This window comes from uncultured Chryseobacterium sp. (assembly GCF_936933875.1).
Lineage (GTDB): Bacteria > Bacteroidota > Bacteroidia > Flavobacteriales > Weeksellaceae > CAKZIK01.
In genome coordinates this window covers 15,763-37,889 of record NZ_CAKZIK010000048.1, presented here as the reverse complement: position 1 = coordinate 37,889, position 22,127 = coordinate 15,763, and the positions used below count along the sequence as shown (strand labels likewise).

General features: G+C 36.5%; 18 protein-coding genes. 5 read left to right on the top strand and 13 right to left on the bottom strand.

Annotation, left to right across the window (positions count from 1 at the left end):
- Positions 1 to 38: 38 nt before the first annotated feature.
- Genes Q0252_RS07610 through Q0252_RS07600 form a run of 3 tightly spaced genes read right to left on the bottom strand, consistent with a single transcriptional unit; the run spans position 39 to position 3,137 of the window.
- A complete protein-coding gene (locus Q0252_RS07610) occupies positions 39 to 932 on the bottom strand; it encodes a hypothetical protein (protein ID WP_297985048.1) in 894 nt (297 codons plus the stop codon).
- A gap of 11 nt (positions 933 to 943) precedes the next feature.
- Entirely contained in the window at positions 944 to 2,023 is a 1,080-nt protein-coding gene (locus Q0252_RS07605; RefSeq protein WP_297985046.1) for a glycosyltransferase, read from the bottom strand.
- Positions 2,016 to 3,137, bottom strand: coding sequence for a glycosyltransferase (locus Q0252_RS07600; protein WP_297985044.1), 1,122 nt, complete (start codon positions 3,135 to 3,137; stop codon positions 2,016 to 2,018). The genes Q0252_RS07605 and Q0252_RS07600 overlap by 8 nt, the downstream gene beginning before the upstream one ends.
- Positions 3,138 to 3,178: 41 nt before the next feature.
- Between Q0252_RS07600 and Q0252_RS07595 the strand changes: the two genes are divergently transcribed.
- Positions 3,179 to 4,039 (top strand): glycosyltransferase family 2 protein, encoded by an 861-nt coding sequence (locus tag Q0252_RS07595; RefSeq protein WP_297985043.1) that lies wholly within the window; start codon positions 3,179 to 3,181, stop codon positions 4,037 to 4,039.
- Positions 4,040 to 4,054: 15 nt separating this feature from the next.
- Here Q0252_RS07595 and Q0252_RS07590 read toward each other — a convergent pair whose 3' ends face one another.
- Genes Q0252_RS07590 through Q0252_RS07545 form a run of 10 tightly spaced genes read right to left on the bottom strand, consistent with a single transcriptional unit; the run spans position 4,055 to position 13,971 of the window.
- Positions 4,055 to 5,209 (bottom strand): glycosyltransferase family 4 protein, encoded by a 1,155-nt coding sequence (locus tag Q0252_RS07590; RefSeq protein WP_297985042.1) that lies wholly within the window; start codon positions 5,207 to 5,209, stop codon positions 4,055 to 4,057.
- Positions 5,210 to 5,213: 4 nt separating this feature from the next.
- Positions 5,214 to 6,110: a glycosyltransferase gene (locus Q0252_RS07585; protein ID WP_297985041.1), complete on the bottom strand. Its 897-nt coding sequence runs from the start codon at positions 6,108 to 6,110 to the stop codon at positions 5,214 to 5,216.
- A complete protein-coding gene (locus tag Q0252_RS07580) occupies positions 6,111 to 6,914 on the bottom strand; it encodes a glycosyltransferase (protein WP_297985039.1) in 804 nt (267 codons plus the stop codon).
- Positions 6,911 to 7,837: a glycosyltransferase gene (locus Q0252_RS07575; protein ID WP_297985037.1), complete on the bottom strand. Its 927-nt coding sequence runs from the start codon at positions 7,835 to 7,837 to the stop codon at positions 6,911 to 6,913. Before Q0252_RS07575 ends, Q0252_RS07580 begins: the two co-directional genes overlap by 4 nt.
- Before the next feature lie 3 nt (positions 7,838 to 7,840).
- A complete protein-coding gene (locus tag Q0252_RS07570) occupies positions 7,841 to 8,719 on the bottom strand; it encodes a glycosyltransferase (RefSeq protein WP_297985036.1) in 879 nt (292 codons plus the stop codon).
- Between the two features lie 2 nt (positions 8,720 to 8,721).
- Positions 8,722 to 9,465, bottom strand: coding sequence for a hypothetical protein (locus Q0252_RS07565; RefSeq protein ID WP_297985034.1), 744 nt, complete (start codon positions 9,463 to 9,465; stop codon positions 8,722 to 8,724).
- Positions 9,443 to 10,738, bottom strand: a complete 1,296-nt coding sequence (locus tag Q0252_RS07560) for a polysaccharide ABC transporter ATP-binding protein (RefSeq protein ID WP_297985033.1) — start codon at positions 10,736 to 10,738, stop codon at positions 9,443 to 9,445. The genes Q0252_RS07565 and Q0252_RS07560 overlap by 23 nt, the downstream gene beginning before the upstream one ends.
- A gap of 25 nt (positions 10,739 to 10,763) precedes the next feature.
- Positions 10,764 to 11,612 (bottom strand): ABC transporter permease, encoded by an 849-nt coding sequence (locus tag Q0252_RS07555; protein ID WP_297985032.1) that lies wholly within the window; start codon positions 11,610 to 11,612, stop codon positions 10,764 to 10,766.
- 55 nt (positions 11,613 to 11,667) lie between these two features.
- Positions 11,668 to 12,633: a hypothetical protein gene (locus Q0252_RS07550; protein ID WP_297985031.1), complete on the bottom strand. Its 966-nt coding sequence runs from the start codon at positions 12,631 to 12,633 to the stop codon at positions 11,668 to 11,670.
- A gap of 27 nt (positions 12,634 to 12,660) precedes the next feature.
- Positions 12,661 to 13,971 (bottom strand): UDP-glucose/GDP-mannose dehydrogenase family protein, encoded by a 1,311-nt coding sequence (locus Q0252_RS07545; protein WP_297985029.1) that lies wholly within the window; start codon positions 13,969 to 13,971, stop codon positions 12,661 to 12,663.
- Between the two features lie 171 nt (positions 13,972 to 14,142).
- On the opposite strand from Q0252_RS07545, the gene rimP reads away from it, so the two are divergent.
- From rimP to Q0252_RS07525, 4 genes are all read left to right on the top strand, one after another.
- Entirely contained in the window at positions 14,143 to 14,610 is a 468-nt protein-coding gene (rimP, locus tag Q0252_RS07540) for a ribosome assembly cofactor RimP (RefSeq protein ID WP_297985027.1), read from the top strand.
- A 64-nt stretch (positions 14,611 to 14,674) separates the two neighbouring features.
- Positions 14,675 to 15,910, top strand: coding sequence for a transcription termination factor NusA (gene nusA / locus Q0252_RS07535; protein WP_297985026.1), 1,236 nt, complete (start codon positions 14,675 to 14,677; stop codon positions 15,908 to 15,910).
- Between the two features lie 76 nt (positions 15,911 to 15,986).
- Entirely contained in the window at positions 15,987 to 18,827 is a 2,841-nt protein-coding gene (infB, locus tag Q0252_RS07530; RefSeq protein ID WP_297985024.1) for a translation initiation factor IF-2, read from the top strand.
- Positions 18,828 to 19,114: 287 nt separating this feature from the next.
- Positions 19,115 to 22,072 (top strand): SusC/RagA family TonB-linked outer membrane protein, encoded by a 2,958-nt coding sequence (locus Q0252_RS07525; RefSeq protein WP_297985023.1) that lies wholly within the window; start codon positions 19,115 to 19,117, stop codon positions 22,070 to 22,072.
- Positions 22,073 to 22,127 lie beyond the last annotated feature (55 nt).

The window sequence follows — 22,127 nt, the reverse complement described above, 5'->3', positions numbered from 1 at the left end:
TTCAAGAGAAGTTTAAACAAATTAAAAGTTAATTTGTGCTAAATGCACAACAGGTTATTATAATATTTTGCTACGGAAGGGTGCCCTACATGCAAAATTACTTCGTTTCCAATGCCTTCGCTTCCACGGCAAACACAGAATTCTTTAGGGAGCAAATAAGGGTATTTTCCGGTTTTCCATGCGGCTTTCCACATCACAATGGAAGCTCTGGAAGGTTCCTGTTCTAAAATTTCACAACAGGCTTTATAATAAATTTTACCTTCTTCTGATTTTTTTGCAAGAGTCATTGGCGTAATGTTGCAGGTCTGTCCGAATCCGTTACTTGCATCTTCCACAGGAATAGTGTCTAATGATGATGCTATCTCAAAATTCATAGAACGCCCGGACGAAGTGGGTACACAAAAACCGAACTTCTGCGTAAGTGTAATTAGTACAAATATGTCGTTCGAAAACACGAACATATCAGAATCTATTGCTATTGCAACATCTGCTTCGGAATTCAACATCCCTTGAAATTTATAGTAATCTGCGAGATGATAAAAATGTCTGGGATTGCCTGTATTTTGTATTTCAGGATGCTCAATCTTTTGGATTGTGACGCCATCAGCGTGAAGATCAAAATCTGAATATACCGTGAATTTTGCGTTTGGAAAGTAATGCTTCAGTGTGGAAAGGCTGGGATCCAGTCTGGAATTTCCACTGAAGTCATTGCCTCCTGCGTTTACACGCTCTTCCTTAAACTCACTGAAAATAAATTCAATGCTGGTGTTTTCAATTCGCTCTTTTTCCTCCTCATTTTTGTAGGAAAATCGAGGTAGGGTATGGGTGGAAAGACTCGGAAAAGCAATTTTTGCAGGAAGTTTTTCTGTCTTTTTTTTTCCAAGAAAAACGGCAGCTGCTTCTTTTATTCTCCAAATTAGTGTTCCTAACATTCGATATATTACTAAGTAAATAATTTTTTTAAATTCTCAAAAGAAATACTGTTATCCAGCTGTTTAAGATAATCTTTTTTGATTCTCTCCGAAAAAGATTTCAAAAGATTCCGATTATCATAAAGTTTGATAATTGCATTTTTCATTTCCTCGATATCTCTGTTGACGATCATTCCATTAATTCCATCTTCAATTATCATTTTCGGAAAACCGATTTTTGTGGAGATAGCTGGAACTTTTGACAAGCTTGCTTCTGCAAATAGCGAAGGACCAGTGTCCGCTTCCGACGCAATAGCAATAACATCTACATCACTATAAAAGTTCAAAAGGCCACTATAATCTCCGGAAAATCTCGTTTTAAGAGTGACTTTTCTACCGGTTGCTATCACTTTTTCTACAGCCGGTTCTATCACTTCGTGGAAGCCTTTCATACTTCGATTCGGATTTCCTGTCCAACCGATTTTCAAGCCTTCGTTTTCGCCCACATTTTTATTTTCAGCAAACTCGTTCTGCCGATAGATGCCATTTGCAAAAACAATTTTATCGGTAAATTTTTGATAATCTTCCAAAAGATTGGTGTTTCCTACAATCAGCCCGTCGTAATTTTTAAGATAAATTTCAAAAAAATCGGGTCTTGAAAGATCGCGCACATTTCTGGTGTTCAGCTTGTCTAAAAACGGGCCTTCATGAGGAAATGAATCTGTATAAAGGCCCACCAATTTTTTCTCGGCGGTAAAAGGAAATTTTGAAATGTACTGGAAATAATAGGCTAGTTCTACGATGATGTCAAAGTGCGTTTTGTCCGTTCTTTCGCCAGTTTCTATATGATAAACAGGGATTTTTTTGTAAGTAGGAACAGAAAAGTTTCCGTGAGCATCTATTTTTCTGTAAACTTCTTTGTTTTGAATTTTGTTTTTCAGATTTAAAACAGATTTGCGAAGCGGAGAAAATTCCCTGAAATCCATTGCAAAATCATTTGCAAAAGCCACGTAGCAATTCCAACCTTCCAGATAGTTTTGCCAGGTTTTCGCAATGTTATGATACGCCCAGTCCGGCATATCTGCGATGAAGATGATAGATTTTTTAGGCACTTTTACTAATCTTTAAGTGTTCAAATAAATTCAACCATTTGCTCATTACTTTATCGGAACGATAATCTAACGATTTGTCTAAGGCAGCAATGCTCATTTTATATCTTTTATCCGGGTGTTCTATAAGCTGAATGATTTCTTTTGAGAATTCTTCTGGATTTCTACCTATAGATAAAATTCCTGTTTGATTATTTTTAATAAGATCATTTCCACCGCCTTTCATTTTCATACTAATGACAGGGACAGGGAGTCCACTAGCCATTGCTTCTAAAATAACCAATCCAAAACCCTCAAAAGCAGATGTGTTGATAAAAAATTCAGCCTCTTTATATTGTTTTTTGAGATCAGGTATAGGCTCTAATATAGTAATGTTGTCATGAAGTTTTAACTTCTTGATTTGGATAGACAGCTCCTGTTCCAGAAGCCCTCTTCCATAGATTTTGAGATGCCAGTCGGGATATCTTTTCACAACGAAGGCCCATGCAGATATTGCTAAGTGAAAAGATTTTATACCTTCTAATCTTCCAACAGCAATTGCAGTTTTTGAGTTTTTTGTTTTTACAAAATTATTATTGTAATCTAACCAGTTAGGAATAACCAGGACGTTTTTTAGAAGTTTTTTCCATTTAGCGAAATCGGTTCCTGACAATACAACAAATGCGTCATATCTTTTTCCAATACGGAGCACTTTTATAAAAAAATATCTTTCAAACAAATATTTTCTAAAGTTAGTTCGGATATTTGTAAACCCCCGTGCAGATTCGTAGCACGTATGAAATTCCGCTATCTTCCTGCTTCCATCCTTGATCATCGGTAAAAACCAGAATGCGTGGCTGTATACAGGTGTTAGTACAATATCAGCATTCAGTTCTTTCAAATGTTGAGATGCTAAGTTTTTAAATTTATTTTGAAAATCTCGATCGTCGAGGTTCAATCCTAAGCAAATGATTATTACTTTTGGGGTTAATCGAAAGAAGGATGATATTTCTTTTTTATAGGTAATTATAGAGACATCATGGGCACTATGGTCACATAGATAATTTATTTTTTCAACAAGCATCTTGGGTATGCCACCAGGGATGTCAAAATGATCAAAGAAATAAACTGTTTTCATCTGTGTTTTTTACAAAAGTAGTAATTTTGAAGCTAAATAATATGAAATTTACCATCTTCACACCCACCTATAATCGCGCCCATACTTTAACAAGGCTCTACGAAAGCCTGCTAAATCAAAAATTTATTAATTTCGAATGGTTGATTGTAGATGATGGCTCTACCGACGGGACGCAAAGTTTGGTTGAAAGTTTCACAGCTGAAAATAAGATTAACATCAGATATGTTTTTCAGGAAAATGGAGGAAAACATATCGCCATCAATACAGCTCTGGAAAATACCAGCGCCGATTGGTTCGTTATTATTGACAGCGATGATTATCTCCGCAAGTGTGCAATGTTTAAAATAAAAGAACTTGCTGATCATCTTGATGAGAAATTTGCCGGTTTTACAGGAATTCGTTTTTCTGAAAAAATAAATTTTAATCCTTCCCAATTTGGAAATAAAGCCTGGACAGAGGATCATTCTTATCAATGGGCACACCATGGCGAAATGGGTTTTATTTGGCGTGCAGCGATTGTAAAGCAGTTTCCTTTTCCAGTTTTTGAAGGTGAAAAATTCTGTCAGGAATCCTTGGTTCTTCGCAGGATTATGCAAAAACATCCAGTACTTTTTACTGATCATGTTCTTTTTGGGGGGGATTATCTCGAAGATGGCCTTACCGCAAATGTCTGGAATAATATGTTGAAAAGTCCGCGTTACAGCATGCTGAACTATTCGGAAAGAATCGATCAGAACATAGCTAAAACCAAAGAGCAGGAGATGGATTTTGCCAAAAAATATTGGGATATTGCTCTTTCTGCACAGCATATTCCTTGGACGGAAAAACTTTTGGGTATATCTTTTATACTAACAGCAAAGGTTTTTACCCAAAAAATAAGGGACAGATTTTCGGCACGGTGATAAAAATGCGTAATTTTATTTTTCTTTGCTTCGTACGTTTTCGATAATTTGTTTCATTTTTTTTCCGAATAAACCCCAATTTAGTTCGTCCTCATATTTTCTTTTTGCAGCCAAAGACATCTGCCTAATTTTTCCAGGATCCTGCAAAAGTCTGGAAATTTCCTCTGCGTAATTTTCAGCTGTAGCTTCAAGTGGCAACAGGATTCCTGTTCGGTCGTTTTCCACTATGGCGCTTATACCGCCGGTATCGGTCGCAATTACGGGCATACCGTTGGCTGCAGCCTCACAAAAGACAACACCATAACATTCTGCGCGCGTGGGCACAAAAAGAAAATCAGCTGATGAAGTAAGCTCTTCAAGTCTTTGGGCTTCTTCGGGTATATTTCTGTTAAGAAAAGGAATCACGGTAATAAAGTCGTCCGATATTTTATAAGGTGGAATGCACCCTACGATATAAAGCGACACAGGATAGCCCAGTTCCCGTAATTTCCTAACAGTGTCCACCGTGATATCTCCGCCTTTTCTTTTCCATTCTACTCCGAGAAATAAAAATCTTATTTCTTCATCCAAGTTTCTTTTTTTTCTGCGATCTGTTTTGGAGACGTTGGAATTTGCTCCAAATTTATTGATGTGAATTTTTTTTCTGTTGATTCCGTAATGTTTTTCGGCATAATCTGCAGCCCATTCTGAAGAAAATATTACGGCAGCCGCATTGTTGAGCGCCTTTTTTTCTACATATTCTGTCGCTTTTTTGGATAAAAATCCAAAACCACTCATCCCATCGTAGTAATTGAGCAACTGGTGCTGATTGGCATCGTTAAAGTAAAAAATTGGTTTGTTTGTCTTAAGAAAGGCAATCTCCGTAATTCCACCAGCAGTGAATAGAATATCCGGATCGTGTTTTTTTATTTCTTTTATAATTCTTTTGGCGGCGATTCTCGATTTGATTGCAAAATGATTTTTATTGAACCCGCGGTTAAAGATTTTTTTGTAGAGTATTTCTATTTTTTCAAATAATAGCACATCGTTTTTCGTGTACTTTATAGGGATCCATATCACTTTAAAACCTTCAGCTTTAAAGGATTCATTGAGCCTGAAAATACTTCCCGACCATACTTTTTTGTTTTCGGGCGAGATGTTTGATATGAAGCCGATTTTTAGTTTTTCCATTACCTTATTTTTCCAGGCTTTTTAGCAGCAAAACCACCATTTTTTTATAATTGCGCAATATCCAGCAAAAATACCGAAAAGCTAAAACAACTTGTCCGGTTTTTAAGCTTTCGGAAAAATTACTTTTACTTCTGTTCAGTATTAGCCAACTACTTAAGTCTTTTATTTTACCACCATAATAATCCCCAATGGTTTTGTCATAAATGTTGTGCTTGAGGTCTCTCTTAAGGTTTGCCCCATAAGAAATACCCGCTGAATGTCTACGGTAAGACGACATTATCGACGAATTGCCCCTCATTTTTCCATTAAGTGAAGCCGCCATATAAAGAGGTGTGTCGAAATATAGCAGTTGCGGATTTTTAAGTGTATGTTTTACCGCGTCATTTTGTAGAACTTCAGCCTTCATGAAAACTGATGTGGTGTGAATGCGCCAATGCTGATAAAGCTCTAATGCTGTATAATCGCGATCTTCAATGGAGGAGAACTGTTTGTCGGGAATAATATCGTCATTTTCATTGACTTGGGCAACTGAATGAAAACAAATTGCATATCCCGGATTTTGCTCCATGAACTCGTATTGTTGCTGGAGCTTTTTTACATCTGTCCAGTAATCATCTCCTTCACAAAGAGCAATATACTTACCTTTCACTTTACTAAGGGCAACGTACATATTAGGTGTGGCTCCGATATTTTTAGGATGCAGCTTATAGAGAACTTCGATGTTTTCTGGCGCCTCAGCAATCAGTTTTTTTATAACCGCGTCAGTACGGTCTTTGGAAGCATCATTAGAAATAATAAGCTGGATTTTTCCGCTAAAATTCTGCATAAAGACGCCACGGATTGCTTTTTCCACATACTGTTCCTGGTTGTAAGTAATGATGATGACGGAGATATCTGGCATTTATGAAGTTAAATTTTTTAGAAAGGCTTTATATCCGATATACCTGGGATTGTTATATTTATTGAGTATCATTCCCTTTTCAGTATCTGGAAAATTGAACTGTTCTAAATAAGTTTTCAATTTGGTGTAGTAAAAATATTCATATTTTTTATTAATCATCTGTCCTTTAGGTTTTTTAAAATAACCTCGCGTTTCAATCAGACTGCGCAACCATTTTTCATCCATATTCCCCATTGAAAAATGGCTGATAATGATTTTTGAAGTGACGATGTTATCGTAATCGTATGCGACTCTAACGCTGAAATCGATATCATATCCATGAAAACCAGAGATTTTTTCATTAAATGGAAATTTCCGCCAGATTTCTTTTCTGCAGGCTAGAAAAACGCCGTCCAGAGCCATTACTGTTTTGTCATCCTTTAATGAAAATTGTGAAACTAACCGGTTTTTATTGTATTGTTTTAGATTTTTAAAACTCGCTGGAAAAAGGTCCCACCACGCAAAAGGCACATTGGGAACATATGAACATCCTGCAACTCCAATAACGCCGACGTTTCCTTGCTGCATTTGGTTACAAAGAATTGCTCCCCAGTTTTGGGTTTCAAAAAGTACATCTTCATGCAGGAAAAGCAGTTGTTCAAAGTTTGCTTTAGCAGCTCCCTTATTATACGCTTCGCAGATGCCCATCGTTCCTGGATTGTATATTTGCACAATTTCATAAGGAACACCAATGGTTTCGGCTATATTTTTTTCAAGTGCCGCAAAGAAAGTTGGTTGATATGAAGAGATGATTATGGAGATCATATACAAGTGGGTCGAGAGTTTTTAATTTTCCAATGCATTAATGTTTTTAATTTTTCGATTTTTGATAGGGTGCGTAAGAAATTCTGAATATCTATTTCAAGCTCAGAATTGATTTCTTCAGAGATTGTGGATTCAGATTCAGGAACCAAGAAACTTCCCCATTTGTCTAAATTAATTGATTTGTAATGCCTAAACAGTGCAGGATAGTCCATCGTTTTCATTACTAGGTTCATCAAATATTCTCGGTGTTCGCTTTTTATAGTCCCTACTCCTACTTGTTGCTCATTATGAAGTCGGTATATTCCTAAAGTATTTTTGATAATACCTATTTTGTTTCTTAGTGAAAAATACAAGGCGAGCTGATAATCGTGTAGATAAAATTTCCCAGCATCATTAAAAAGTATGTTTTTGTTCTGTTTTCGAAATGCCAATGCTGCTCCTGTTACGATATTTCCGATTAAAAGTAATATTCTTTTTAAATCTTTATTTTGAAAATGAGCAGGATCAAACGAAAGTGATTCCCAAACTGTTAAATCAATTTTTGCCCCATCTTGGTAAAGCTCCAAATTATGAAAGACGGCCTCCATATCTGGATTGGCAGAGAAATAACGTAAGACTGTTTTTACTTTATTGGGAAACCATACATCATCCTGGTCGCACAAAAATATTACATCACCCGAGGACAGGTGAATGGCTTTCTCGAAATTTTTTATAACCCGAAGAGTTTGCACGTTTTGATGGATTTTAAAAATATTAGGAAATTCGGCGTGGTATTTTTGGAGAATTTGCATTGTTCCGTCAGTGGATCCGTCATCGCACACCACTATTTCGTCTACGGGGATGCTTTGTTGAAGAATGCTGTCCAGTTGTTCTGCAATATATTTTGCACCGTTATAGGTACAGAGGGCTACGGAGGTTTTCATTGTTTACATTTTTTCTTCTTTGGATGTCCAGTACGGGTAAATGGAGCGGCGGAACTTCTCCTTGTATTCGCTGAGTTGGTAAGCAGGAAGAAGAAAGGCCAGTGCGTCCTGTAGCGTATCTTTATTTGCTCCCATGCTAATCATATACTGCAGCCTGGTACCGAAATTTATTTTTTCTCCTGAGAGCTTTTTGTACCAAAATTTTCGGATATCTCTTTTTTGTTTTGGTGCTACATAATCATAACTGCTATAAATTCTTTTGTTAAATTTAATACATGCATTTACCCATTCTGTTCCGAAATTCCCTGTTGAAAAATGTAAAAAATCAATATCATGCACCAAATAATTTTGGTAATGCTCACTTGATCGTAGGGTAATATCCAAATCATAGAAGTGGTAACCTTTTATACTTTCATCAAATTTTAGACGGTTCCAAACATCTTTTTTCATGGCGAGGAAAACACCATCCATCGGCTTTACTTTCAAAGGGTTTTGTGGAATTAGAAAATGTTTAGCATCGCCTTCTTTGTGTTTCACAAACATATATCCTAACTTAATTAGGCCGGAACTAAATCCGTATGGCAAATGAAATTTTACTTTATCACCGGCCAATCCTAAAATTCCCACGTTCTGCAGTTGGAAATATTTATCCATCAAAATATTACCCCAATTTAAATTGTCAAACCGTACATCTTCGTGCAGAAAGAGTAAATGCTCGAATTTTGACTTTTCAGCTCCCTTATTATAAGCCTCGCAGATGCCCATTATTCCGGGATTTTCAATCTTAATGATTTCATAAGGAATGCCAATAGTTTCAGCAATATTTTTTTCGAGTGCTGAGAAGTAATGAGCTTGATATGATGAAATGATTATGGAAAGCATGTCTATTTAAAAATTTTAGAAAAAAAGCCTTTCTTTTTCAAGTTTTCAGGTTTTTTAAAATTTATAAAATCTTTATGCCTGTATTCAACGTTGGTTCTGTAATAATGTTTGTTTTTATCTGATTTTTTTTCAAAAATGATGCAGTTTGTGCCAATAAATACAGATGCAATTTGCTGAATCGTTGTTTGTTCTCGTGTAGAAGTTTCTGCTAGTTTTTCAGAGTTTTCAATAAATTCTTGGTTAATTGCTTCCCAAATAGTAGGAATTTTTTGGAATAAAGAAAATTCATTGGAATTGAATTGATAACCGAATATTTCACTTTGCTTCCAAAAAGAGGTTTCAACATCTTCGATAATGTAAATTCCGCCATCTTTTAGGATTTCAAAAAATTGAATGAAAGTTTCCCATTGGTGCAAGGGTACATGGGACGCATCGTCAATAATGAAATCGTATTTTTCTAAATTACTGTTGGTAAAATTCTCCAGTTGCTCAGTAGAACTTTGGTCGATTTGAAAGTATTTTTCGATCCTAGCATCATTGGGATTTTCACTGATGTCGATAGAGTGTATTCTTACCTCTTCAAAATATTTTTTCCAAAGTTCTATGGAATAGCCATTTTCATAACCAAGTTCCAACATCAAAATATTTTTGCCAACAAACGGAGCAAGAAAACGTTCGTAAAATCGATGATAGCCATGGTGTGATACTTTGTCTGATTTTGATTCAATATCTTCGATTGATTTCATTTGCATTATTTATAGAGTTTTCAATAAAAAAATGGGGTCTTATTATAGAATTGTAATCGATGCTTTTTTCTAAGGCATATTTGTTGTCTTGTTCATTTTTTGCAGCTACCTCAATACTGATATTTACTTCAGGAGTGGATATTTTTTTCACGTAGGGAATTGCTATGTCAAAGTCAAAATTGTAATTACCAACTGCAAGTGTATAAGGTGGAATTCTAAACCTTAAATGATGTTTACCCACAGGCAAAGTTTCTACCTTATTTTGATCATTATAAGAAGCTCGAAGGAGAGGATGACCAAATCCTGAAAGTATGTTAAATCCACAAACAAGAGCATCTATTTTTTGGGTTATTTCTAAGTTAATTCCAATTTCAATTTCATCATCCACTTTAAAAACATCTTTGTTACCATTTTTTGCTTCTGCATATGTTTTGTAAATATTTACTCCACTTTCACTTACAATGCCACTCCAATGATTGTCATTTTTTGCGCTATCGATATAGGATAAAGCTAACGTATTCATGTCTCCAATATCTTTAATTAGCCCATTTTCAAGATAGATGCCCGATCGACAAAGCTTTTGAACAGCACTCATATTATGGCTCACAAACAACACCGTTCTTCCTTCGCCCTTACTCACATCACCCATTTTGCCCAAACATTTTTTCTGAAATTCTGCATCACCAACAGCTAAAACTTCGTCCACAATCAAGATTTCAGATTCCAAGTGGGCAGCTACGGCAAAAGCAAGACGGACATACATCCCGGAAGAATAACGTTTCACAGGGGTGTCAATATATCTTTCAACGCCAGAGAAATCTACTATTTCATCAAATTTATGAGTGATTTCTTTTCTTGTCATTCCAAGAATAGCACCATTCAAAAAAACATTTTCGCGTCCGGTCATTTCAGGATGAAATCCGGTTCCAACTTCTAACAATGAAGCAATACGCCCGTTGGTATAAATTTTTCCAGTGGTAGGTTTGGTTACCTTACTCAGGAGTTTCAGTAAGGTTGATTTTCCGGCACCGTTTCTTCCAATAATTCCAACTGCATCACCTTGCTCAATTTCAAAATTAATATCGCGTAATGACCATACATACTCACTTTCACCTTTTGTGGAGCGGTCATTGGATTCACCAATTTTTAAGTAAGGATCTTCCTTGCCACGGATTTGATGCCAAAACCGGTTAAGATCATGGCTTAAAGTTCCAGTTCCAACCTGGCCAAGACGATACTGTTTAGAGATGTTTTCTGCTTTTAAAGCTAACATATTTTAAATTTTAATGTCGAAACCGTTATACGGTATCCATAAAACTTTTTTCGACTTTATTGAAGATCACCGTTCCAATTGCCAGCAAAATAAAAATGATGACGGAACTTATTAGCAGCATGTTCACTGAAAAATCTCCAACGCCAAGCCAACCATATTTAAAGCATTCAAAAATTCCGGTCAAAGGGTTGTACACTGCAATTTGCCTGAATAACCCCTTAATGCTTGAAAGTGGATAAATTACCGGCGTAACATACATGAATAAGCTCACGCCAAATCCTAAGAGCATCTGCAAGTCGCGGTACTTGGTGGTTAGGGACGAAAAAATCATGCCCATTCCCAAGGCGAAGGCGGCCATCAGGATTATCAGAAAAGGAGTGGCCAAAACCCAGATATTGGGATGGATTTCTCCCTTGGCAAGGTAATAGAGCCACACTGCCAAAAAGAGACAAAACTGTACACCAAAACGCATCAGGTTGGAAACGACAATGGTTAAAGGCATTACCAGCCTTGGGAAATATACCTTTCCAAAGATGCCGGCGTTACCTGTAAAAACGTTCGATGTTCCCGTTAGACATGCTGAGAAATAGTTCCAAAGCGTAACCCCAACAAGGTAAAAGAGGATTTTGGGAGCACCATCGGTGGAAAGCCCAGCTATTCCTCCAAAAATGATAAGGTATACAATCGTTGTGAAAATTGGATTGATAAAAAACCAAATCGGTCCCAATATGGTCTGCTTAAATCCCGAAACGAAATCTCTTTTCACAAACATATATACCAAATCTTTATACCGCCAAACCTCGCCCAATTTAAGGTCGAAAAGGGAATGGGAAGACTCTATAGTTTCTGTCCACTGCTGTTGTGGTTCAGTCATTTGCGTAATTTTTTTACAAATTTATAATAATTAATTTCAATTTAAACTTAAACTTTTATGTTGACACCTTACCAAGGAGTAATGACGTCAAAAACAATGGCACATACAACCTTGCTTCATATAAAATACCCGTATAAAAACACATGATGATATATGGAATAGCCCAAATGTGAAACAAAACAATGTTCTTTATATTTCGTCTGCCGTTTGAAATCATCAATGAAAATACAAAGAAAACAGCCCAAAACAAAATTCCCAGAAAGTTTTTGGGTTGAGTAAAGTTTTCTGTGAGTAAACTTCCATCGTTTGTGCTGAAACTTTGGTTTACAAAACGCATTCCCAAATACACCGCTACGAATGTAATTCCCACAACTGCAACTGGAACAATGCTTTCTTTTTTGATTCCAAATTTGGAATACAGTAAAGTCGCAGCCAACGAAATTGAAAGTGCGGAAGATTCTCGGTTAAGCGTTGATATAATGATAATTGCGGCAAGAATGATGAGGTTCAATGAATTGTTTTTCTCTAAATATTTCAGTAAGAAATAAAAGAACAATAACAGAAAAAAATAAGATGAAGCATCATAAGGAACAATCACAAACTGTGTTAATGCAATCGTGAAAATTCCTGCAGCGGTTATCAATATTTTTTCAGAATCGGTAGCAACAAAATTTTTGGTTTCTGTGATTAAAACCATCATCACTGCGCTCAAAACAGTGAAAAATGTATTAAGAACGTAAAATGAAAGGAACATTTGTGGCTCCGAATCCGGATTTAGAAATTTTAGTTTAAAAACATCGTAATTCAGTTTCAAACTTCCTAGAAAATCATAAATCCAAACCAAAAAATGTCCGCTTAAAATCCGGTATTGGTAAATTCCACTGTTGAACTGCTCCTGAAAGCTTTGATAGTTCAGTATTTTTGAAGAATAAATATTCCCGAAAGCAAAATAAACAAAACTATTGACTGTAAAAGCCAATAGCATTGCAAATATAAGTTTCGTAAATAAATTGATTTTCAAGGTGTTGTGTTTTTTTTGTAGAGAAGATTAACCAATTGTTTTTCTTCCAATACTTTTGTAGAAGAAGCCGTTTTGTTCCGGAATTTCCAATGGATACATATTTCTTCCGTCGAAAATCACTTTATTGTTCAGTTTTTCAGACATCAGTTTGAAATTTGGGTTTTTAAATTCCGGCCATTCTGTGGCGATGAGAAGACAGTCGGCTCCTTCTAAAGCAGAATACATGTCTTCTGCATAAGCAATTTTGTCGCCCAGAATTTTTCTTACATTTTCTTCTGCAATGGCGTCGTACGCAGTTACAGATGCACCTTTTTCCAATAAAATTTTAATGTTATCCAAAGAAGAAGCTTCGCGGATATCATCAGTGTTCGCTTTGAAAGCCAATCCCCAAAGTGCAATTTTTTTGCCCTCAAGATTTCCGTCGAAATATTTTTCAATTTCATCAACTAAAATCACTTTCTGCTTTTGGTTCACGTTTTCTGTTGCTTCAAGAATCTGAAAATCAAAACCTTCCTGTTTTCCGGATTTAATTAAAGCTTTCACATCTTTCGGAAAACAGCTTCCGCCGTAACCAATTCCAGGGAACAAAAATCTGTGTCCAATTCTGTCATCGGAACCCATTCCGAGACGAACTTTGTCAACATCAGCGCCAACTTTTTCACAGTAATTTGCAATTTCGTTCATGAAGGTAATTTTCACAGCCAGGAAAGAATTCGCAGCATATTTGGTAAGCTCCGAAGATTTTTCATCCATGAAAATAATCGGAATTCCGGTATTGGTAAATGGCTGATAAATTTTCGCCATAATATTTTGCGCTTTCTCGGAAGAAGAACCTACCACTACTCTTGCAGGATTCATAGAATCTTCCACGGCAAAACCTTCACGCAGAAATTCAGGATTAGAAACCACATCGAAAGGAATCTCAGTTTTCGCGGCAATGGTTTCACGAACTTTATCTGCAGTTCCCACTGGAACAGTAGATTTATTCACCACCACTTTATAATCGGTCATCATTTCACCGATATCGTTGGCAACTTTTAGAACGTAAGATAAATCTGCACTTCCGTCTTCTCCGGGTGGAGTTGGTAAAGCCAGATAAATAACTTCACTTTTATCGAGTGCTTCTTTAAGATTGGTGGTAAAAGAAAGTCGGTTAGCCTGAATGTTTCTCAAAAACATTTCTTCAAGATTAGGCTCATAAATAGGGACAATTCCCTGCTTCATGCTTTCCACTTTTTTTTCGTCAATATCAACGCAGTAAACAGAATTCCCTAGTTCTGCCAAAGTAGTTCCGGTTACCAAGCCTACATAGCCGGTTCCAACGATTGTGATGTTCAAAATCTGAGTTTTTAATAAATCTTTGCAAAGATAAATAAAATTGAGGTTGGAAGCTTACTTTCATAAAGAATTGCATAGTATGTAGAAATGTTGTATATTTGCAAAAGATTTACGGAAAAAATGGAAAGGCCTTCGGAAGAAAGCCTTTTTTCGTAGCCTTAATTCAGCATTATGGAATTTAGAAACAGAGTAGAAGAGTTATTGAACGATTTCCTGAAAGAAAGAGAAGATTTGTTTTTAATCGACCTTAAAATTTCTGCAGGAGATGATGTAACGGTAATATTGGACGGAGATAACGGCGTTTCGCTTCAGGATTGTCTGGATGCAAGTCGTGCTATCGAGTTTAATATGGACAGAGAAGAACACGATTTCAGTCTTCAGGTGATGAGTGCAGGTTTAAGCGAGCCGCTTTCAACACCAAGGCAGTACAGAAAAAATTTGGGCAGAACATTAGACATTCTGATGAACGATAGCTCCAAAATTGAAGGCGAACTTTCTAAAGTAGATGAAGATAAAATTACTTTGACTTTAAAATACAGAAAGCCAAAAGAAGTAGGAAAAGGGAAAGTGGATGTAGTGGAAGAAAAAGAAATTCCGTACAGCGAGATTAAAAAAGCATTAGTAGCAATTAAATTTTAACTAAAGATAAAAGGTTGTTGATTCTAAAAATCAGAAATCATTTATCAAAATCAATTATAAAAACATGGATAATTTAGCGTTGATTGAATCCTTTGGTGATTTTAAAGACGAAAAAGGGATTAGCAAGATTGATTTAATGGCCATCATCGAAGATTCTTTGAAGACTTTGTTGAGAAAAAGATTCGATTCTGATGACCATTTTGATGTAATCGTAAACCCGGATAAAGGAGATTTTCAGATTTTCCTGAACAAAACCATCGTGGAAGACGAAATGTCTGAAGATGATGATTTGGAAATTGAAATTTCTGAAGCAAAGAAAATCGACCCAACTTTCGAGGTTGGTGAAGAATTTACGCAGGAAATTCCTGTTGCACAGTTGGGAAGAAGAAGCATCCTTACTTTGAAGCAGATTTTGGCAACCAAACTGCAGGAATACAATAATAATGTTCTTTATGAGCAATTCCACGACAGAATCGGGGAAATTGTTGTAGGAGAAGTACACCACATTCGTCACAAACACGTAATTTTGTTGGATGATGAAGGGAATGAATTCATTTTACCAAAAGAAAACCAAATTCCTTCGGATTTCTTTAAGAAAGGAGAAAACATCCGTGCCATTGTGGAAAGCGTTGATTTTAAAGGGGCAAAACCTCAGATTATCGTTTCCAGAACGGCGCCGAAATTCTTGGAGAAATTGCTTGAGCTTGAAATTCCTGAAATTCAGGACGGAACAATTATTTTGAAAAAAGTAGTGAGAATTCCGGGTGAAAAAGCGAAAATCGCTGTAGATGCTTATGACGACAGAATTGATCCGGTTGGAGCTTGTGTAGGGGTGAAAGGTTCTAGAATTCATGGTGTTGTACGTGAGTTGAAGAATGAAAATATAGACGTTATCCAGTACTCTAAAAACCCTGAAATTATGGTGAAAAGAGCATTAGGAAACATTACCATCAATAAAATTGAAGTTAACACGGAAACCGAATATGCCTTAGTTTACACGCCGGTGGAGGAAATTTCTAAAGTCATCGGAAAACAGGGACAGAACATTAGATTGGCTTCTTGGTTAAGTGGCTATGAAATTGATGTTTACAGAGAAAAACAAGCCGATGATGATGTTGAATTAGCAGAATTCAACGACGAAATTGAGCAGTGGATTATCGATGAGTTCCAAAAAGTAGGATTGGAAACTGCGAAAAGTGTCTTGGATAAAGATACCGATGCATTATTAAACATGGTGGATCTGGAAGAAGAAACCATAGAAGATGTGAAGAGAATTCTGAAAGAAGAATTTGAAGACTAAAAAAAATAAATAATACTTAATCACTTAATTTTAAAAGCTTGCAGCGTAAAGCGTAAAGCATAAAGCAAAATAATATATGCCAAAAGTAAGATTAAATAAAGCAGTAAAGGAACTGAATATTTCCATACCGAGAGCCGTAGAGTTTCTTCAGGCAAAAGGTATTGAAATCGACAGTAACCCGAATGCTGTTTTGGAAGAACAGGCATTTTCTGCATTGGAAGCGGAGTTCCGTAAAGACGGAGAGCAAAGAAAAGCTTCCCATGAAGTGGTGATTTCTAAAGTTCCGGAAGAAAAATTGGAGATTGAAGCCCCTAAAAAACCGGAAGTAATCAGAGCTAAAGCTAATCTTCGACCTGAAACTAAAATTATAGGTAAAATAGATTTGGAGCCCAAAGCTCAGGTGGAAGAAACACCGGTTGCAGAACCAAAAGTTGAAGAAACTCCAGCAGAAAAAACGGCAGCAAAGGAAAAACAGGAATTTAAAGTTCTTGATAAAATTGACCTTTCTCAGTTGGAATCTTCATCTAAGCCTGCTTCAAAAAATAAAAAGAAAGAAGAGGTTCAGGAAACTCCGAAACCTACAGAAGCTGCAGCTCCTGTTGTGCAAGAAAAACCTGTTGCTCAACCTCTTGCACAAACAACTCCTGCAACTGAAACTTCCGACGTGCCGGTAAAAATTGAAACCCAATACCAAAAATTGGATGGGCCAAAAATTTTGAAGCAAACTGTGGATTTAACGCAGTTCGAAAAGAAGCCAAGCACAAGCGGAGGTGGCAACAATGCCAATAAAAAGAAAAGAAAAAGAATTGAAAAGCCTAATCAAGGTCAAGGTGGGAACCAAAACCAAGGTCAGGGAGGCAATAACAATAACAATTCTCAAGGCGGAGGTGGAAACCGTCCGTACAACAATAACGGAAACCGTCCTCAACAGGGTGGAAACCGCGGAGGTAACAATAACAGCAACCGTGGTGGAAGCAGAAGAGGTGCAGACCGTGTAATGCCTGTAGAATTAACAGATGAGCAGGTAAAAAATCAAATCAAGGAGACGCTTGAAAAACTTCAGGGTAAAGGTGCCAAAAACAAAGGTGCTAAATATCGTAAGGAGAAAAGAGTTTTCAGAAGAGAGCAGGATGAACTTCAGCAGGAAATGGATGCTGCGGACAGAACATTAAAAGTTACTGAATTCATCACTGTTGGTGAATTGGCAAGTTTGATGAACGTAAGCCCGACAGAAGTAATTTCAGCATGTTTCTCTCTTGGGGTAATGGTAACCATGAACCAACGTTTGGAAGCAGATACGCTTTTACTTGTAGCTGACGAATTCGGTTATAAAATTGAATTTGCCGATGCAGACCTTGAAGAAGGCCTTGCAGATGAGGTGGAAGATGCAGAAGAAGATTTGGTTGCAAGAGCGCCAATCGTTACAGTAATGGGACACGTTGACCACGGTAAAACCTCCCTACTTGACTACATTAGAAAAACCAACGTAATCGCTGGTGAATCTGGAGGGATTACGCAGCACATTGGTGCATACAACGTAAAATTGGAAAGCGGACAAAGAATTACATTCTTAGATACACCAGGTCACGAAGCGTTTACCGCGATGAGAGCAAGAGGTGCACAAATTACCGATATCGCTATTATCGTAATTGCTGCCGATGATGATGTAATGCCTCAAACCAAAGAAGCAATTTCTCACGCACAAGCTGCAGGGGTACCAATGATTATCGCTTTGAACAAAGTTGATAAGCCAAACGCAAATCCGGATAAAATCCGTGAACAACTTTCTGCCATGAATATTTTGGTAGAAGAATGGGGTGGAAATGTTCAGTCTCAGGAGGTTTCAGCGAAATTTGGTAACAATGTAGATTTGTTGTTGGAGAAAGTATTGCTTCAGGCAGAAATGCTAGAACTGAAAGCGAATCCGGACAGAAATGCACAGGGTGTTGTAATTGAAGCATCACTTGATAAAGGTAGAGGTTATGTAGCAACCATGTTGGTACAAACCGGAACCTTAAGAGTAGGAGATTACGTTCTTGCCGGTAAAAACCACGGTAAGGTAAAAGCAATGTTGGATGAGCGTGGAAGAAACATGAAAGAAGCGGGGCCTTCTATCCCTGCAACAATTCTTGGTTTGGACGGAGCTCCTACAGCCGGTGATAAGTTCAGAGTTTATGAAGATGAATCTGAAGCAAAATCAATAGCCAATAAGCGTGAGCAACTGCAGCGTGAACTTTCCATCAGAACGAAAAAACATACAACGCTTGAGGAACTTGGAAGACGTATTGCTCTTGGAGAGTTCAAAGAACTGAATATTATCTTGAAAGGTGACGTGGACGGTTCTGTGGAAGCACTTTCTGACCAGTTACAAAGATTGTCTACAGAGGAAATCAATGTGAATATTCTTCATAAAGGTGTAGGTCAAATTACCGAGTCTGATGTGAACTTAGCAACGGCTTCTGATGCCATTATCATTGGATTTAACGTAAGAGCCGGAGCAAACGCAAAGGATTTGGCAGACAGAGAAGAAATCGAAATCAGAACGTATTCTGTCATCTATAAAGCAATTGATGAAGTTAAAGAAGCGATGGAAGGATTGCTTTCGCCGGAAATTAAAGAAGAAGTTATCGGTAACGTAGAAATCCGTGAAGTTTTCAAAATTTCGAAAGTTGGTTCTATTGCGGGATGTATGGTTCTTACCGGAAAAGTTACAAGAAACTCGAAGATCAGATTGCTTCGTGATGGTATCGTGAAATTCGACGGAGAGCTGGAATCACTGAAACGTTTCAAAGATGATGTAAAAGAAGTAACCAAGGGTTACGAATGTGGTTTGAACATCAAAGGTTACAACGACATTGAAGTAGGCGACATCCTTGAAGTTTACGAAGAAGTAGAAGTAAAGAAAAAATTGAAATAGTCAGTTTCAAATCTCATACAAAGCCCGGTTGATTTTTCAGCCGGGTTTTTTGGTTAAGATTAACTGTGTTATTATTATCCTAAAGAATAAATAAAAGTTAAATTCCTAACCTTACTCCATTAAATAACACTAAAATTTAAGACTGTTAATTATTAATATTTTCAAAATTTTATTTCAATATTTTCCTCATGTTTTAACAGTAATTTTAGATATCTTAATTATAATGTAAAATCTTTTCGAAGAATAATTAAAAAAAAACTTGCAAATGTTAAAAAAAATTAACATTTTTGTCAAAAATAATATTAAATTTTATTAATATGAATGTTAAATTACGATTTGTAAATGCAGGGGCAGCCTTCTTTATTGGTGGCTTAATGCTTGCGCAAACAAAAAATGACACTTTGAGTCAAAAAACCAATGAAATTGAAGAAGTGGTTGTTGTTGCTTATGGTGCACAAAAAAGAGAAGCTATTGTAGGTTCAGTAGCAACTGTTGACAAAAAAGTACTTCAAACACAGCAGGCAACCAGTGTTGTATCGGCATTGCAGGGAACGGTAGCGGGTGTAAATGTAATTACCTCAGGAGGTCAGCCCGGTGATAATCCATCGATATTTGTAAGGGGTGTTGGCTCTATTAATGCTAGTACGCAACCATTAATTGTTGTGGATGGTGTACCATATAATGGTAATATTAACAGTATTTCTCAAGATCAGGTTGAATCAATGAACCTATTGAAAGATGCTGGATCAACAGCTTTGTATGGGTCAAGGGCGGCTAATGGTGTCCTTGTTATAACTACTAAAAAAGGTAGATTAAACACTGCTCCCCTTGTAACACTCACTTCATTAGCGGGAGTTTCATCACCTGCCGTTAAGTTACATAAAACACTTGGGGCAGAAGATTATATGAAGTATTCTTGGCAAGGGCTTAAGAATTTTTATCAATATTCATCAAAGCAAAGCGAAGCAACTGCAGCTGCTAACGCAACAAATAATTTGATAGGTTATTTAGGTTATAATCCTTATAATGTTGTTAATCCTGTTGGAACGGACGGAAATATAGTTTCAGGAGCAAAATTGCTTTGGGATAACAATTGGGCAAATCAAATTCTAAATAAAAGTGCATTTAAGCAAGAACATAGATTTAGTGTTAGTGGAGGTGATACAAAAACAACTTATTTCTTAGCCGCAGACTACCTTAATATGGACGGCTCTGTTAAAAGTTCTAATTTTGAAAGAACGGGTGTAAGAATAAACGTTGAAACAAAAGCTAAAGATTGGTTAAAAGTTGGACTTAATGGGGCTTATACGGCATCAGGTCAGAATTATCCTGTGCAATCAGGTAATACTTATGCGAGTAGTATCCAATGGATTTATAGTTTAGCTAATATTTATCCACTATATCGTCATGATGTAGATGGTAATCTAATGCTTGATTCTTTTGGAAACCCAATTTATGACTATGGTGCAAACGGTGCAGGACTTTTAAACCAACAAAGACCTTTGTTTGAAAATGAAAATGCGGTAGGGGCTCTTTACAATAACAAAAATACGGTTAAAAGGACTACTTTTACAGCAAATGGTTTTGCTGAAGCTTTTTTTAACGAAAATTTATCTTTGAAATCATTGTTAGGTTATGAGCAATATATGTTAGATGAGTATTATTATGACCATTATGCATATGGTTCTGCAGCTTCAGTAGGAGGTAGAGTTTCTCAGGACAGAAATTTGGGCAAAACTGTAAATTTTACTAACAGCTTAAATTATAATAGAAGATTTGGGAATCATTCTTTGGGTGCACAAGGTATTTTTGAGGTTTATCAGTTTACTTATGATGGACTATCTGCGCAGGCGACAGGTTATTTGCCTAATGTATATGTTCTTAATGGTTCTACAAAACCGGAATCGGTTGGTGGATATATTGATCGAGAAAGAATGGTAAGTTACATGGGAAGATTGATGTATAACTATCAAAACAAATATTTCTTAGAAGGGTCATACAGAAAAGATGGATCAACTAAATTTTCACCAGAGACAAGATGGGGTGATTTTTATTCCGTTGGTGGATCGTGGGTGATTTCAAGAGAAGGTTTTCTTAATGGAAATGAAACTGTTAATAATTTGAAATTAAGAGCCTCCTATGGAGAATTAGGAAATAACAGAGGTATTGGATATTTTCCTTACTTAACTCTTTTCAACACTGGTTGGAATCAACTTGATGAAACAGGTGTTATTCTTGGTTCTGTTAATGATTATAATCTAACTTGGGAAAAAACAGCTTCCACTAACTTTGGATTAGACTTTGGACTGTTTAGGAACAGACTATCTGGATCGGTTGACTGGTTTAATAGAGAATCTATTGATCTAATTTATGCAAAACCACTTCCTGGTTCTACTGGCAATACTTCAATTACTACAAATGTTGGTAGTATCAAGAATTATGGTTGGGAAGTTGCTTTAAATTCAATTAATACAAGAAGCAATGATTTCGAATGGAGTACTGGCTTAAATCTTTCTTTTGTAAAGAATAAAATTACAGAACTAACTCAGGCTTCATTCCAGAACGGAACAAAAAGATGGGCGGTAGGACAATCACTTTATGATTTTTATCTTCCAGTGTGGACAGGCGTTGATCCTGCAACAGGTATGGGTACTTGGCAAACTAAAACAACAGATGCTAACGGTAATGTAACTTTGGGCACAACTAGTACTTACTCAGTTGCCAATGTCGAAGCTAATAAGAGTTATGTGGGTAGTTCACTGCCAGATGTTACGGGAGGTTTCACAAATTATTTTAGATGGAAAAATTTAGATCTTAACGCATTATTTAACTTTAGTTTCGGTGCTTATGTATATGATTCGTCTTATGCAGCATTAATGTCTGGCTTCTCAAGACCAGGCTATCAACAATCTGTTGATGTAATGAATGCTTGGCAACAGCCTGGAGATACTTCTGCCATCCCAATGAACATTCAAATGCAGAACGACAATGCATCTTCATCTACAAGATTCTTATTTAAAAATGATTATGTAAGGCTTAAATCGCTAACATTAGGTTATAATATTGATAAATCAATGTTAGAGAGTTGGGGCATCAAGCAGATGAGATTATTCTTGCAAGGTGACAATCTTTGGACTTGGCAATCACATGAAGGTATTGATCCTGAACAGAGTATTGCTGGGACAACAGATAGTAGATCATATTTAATGAAAACAATATCCTTAGGATTTACTTTAGGATTTTAAAAGACAATAATAAATGAAAAATTTTAAATTATATTTTATTGCAGTACTAGCAATA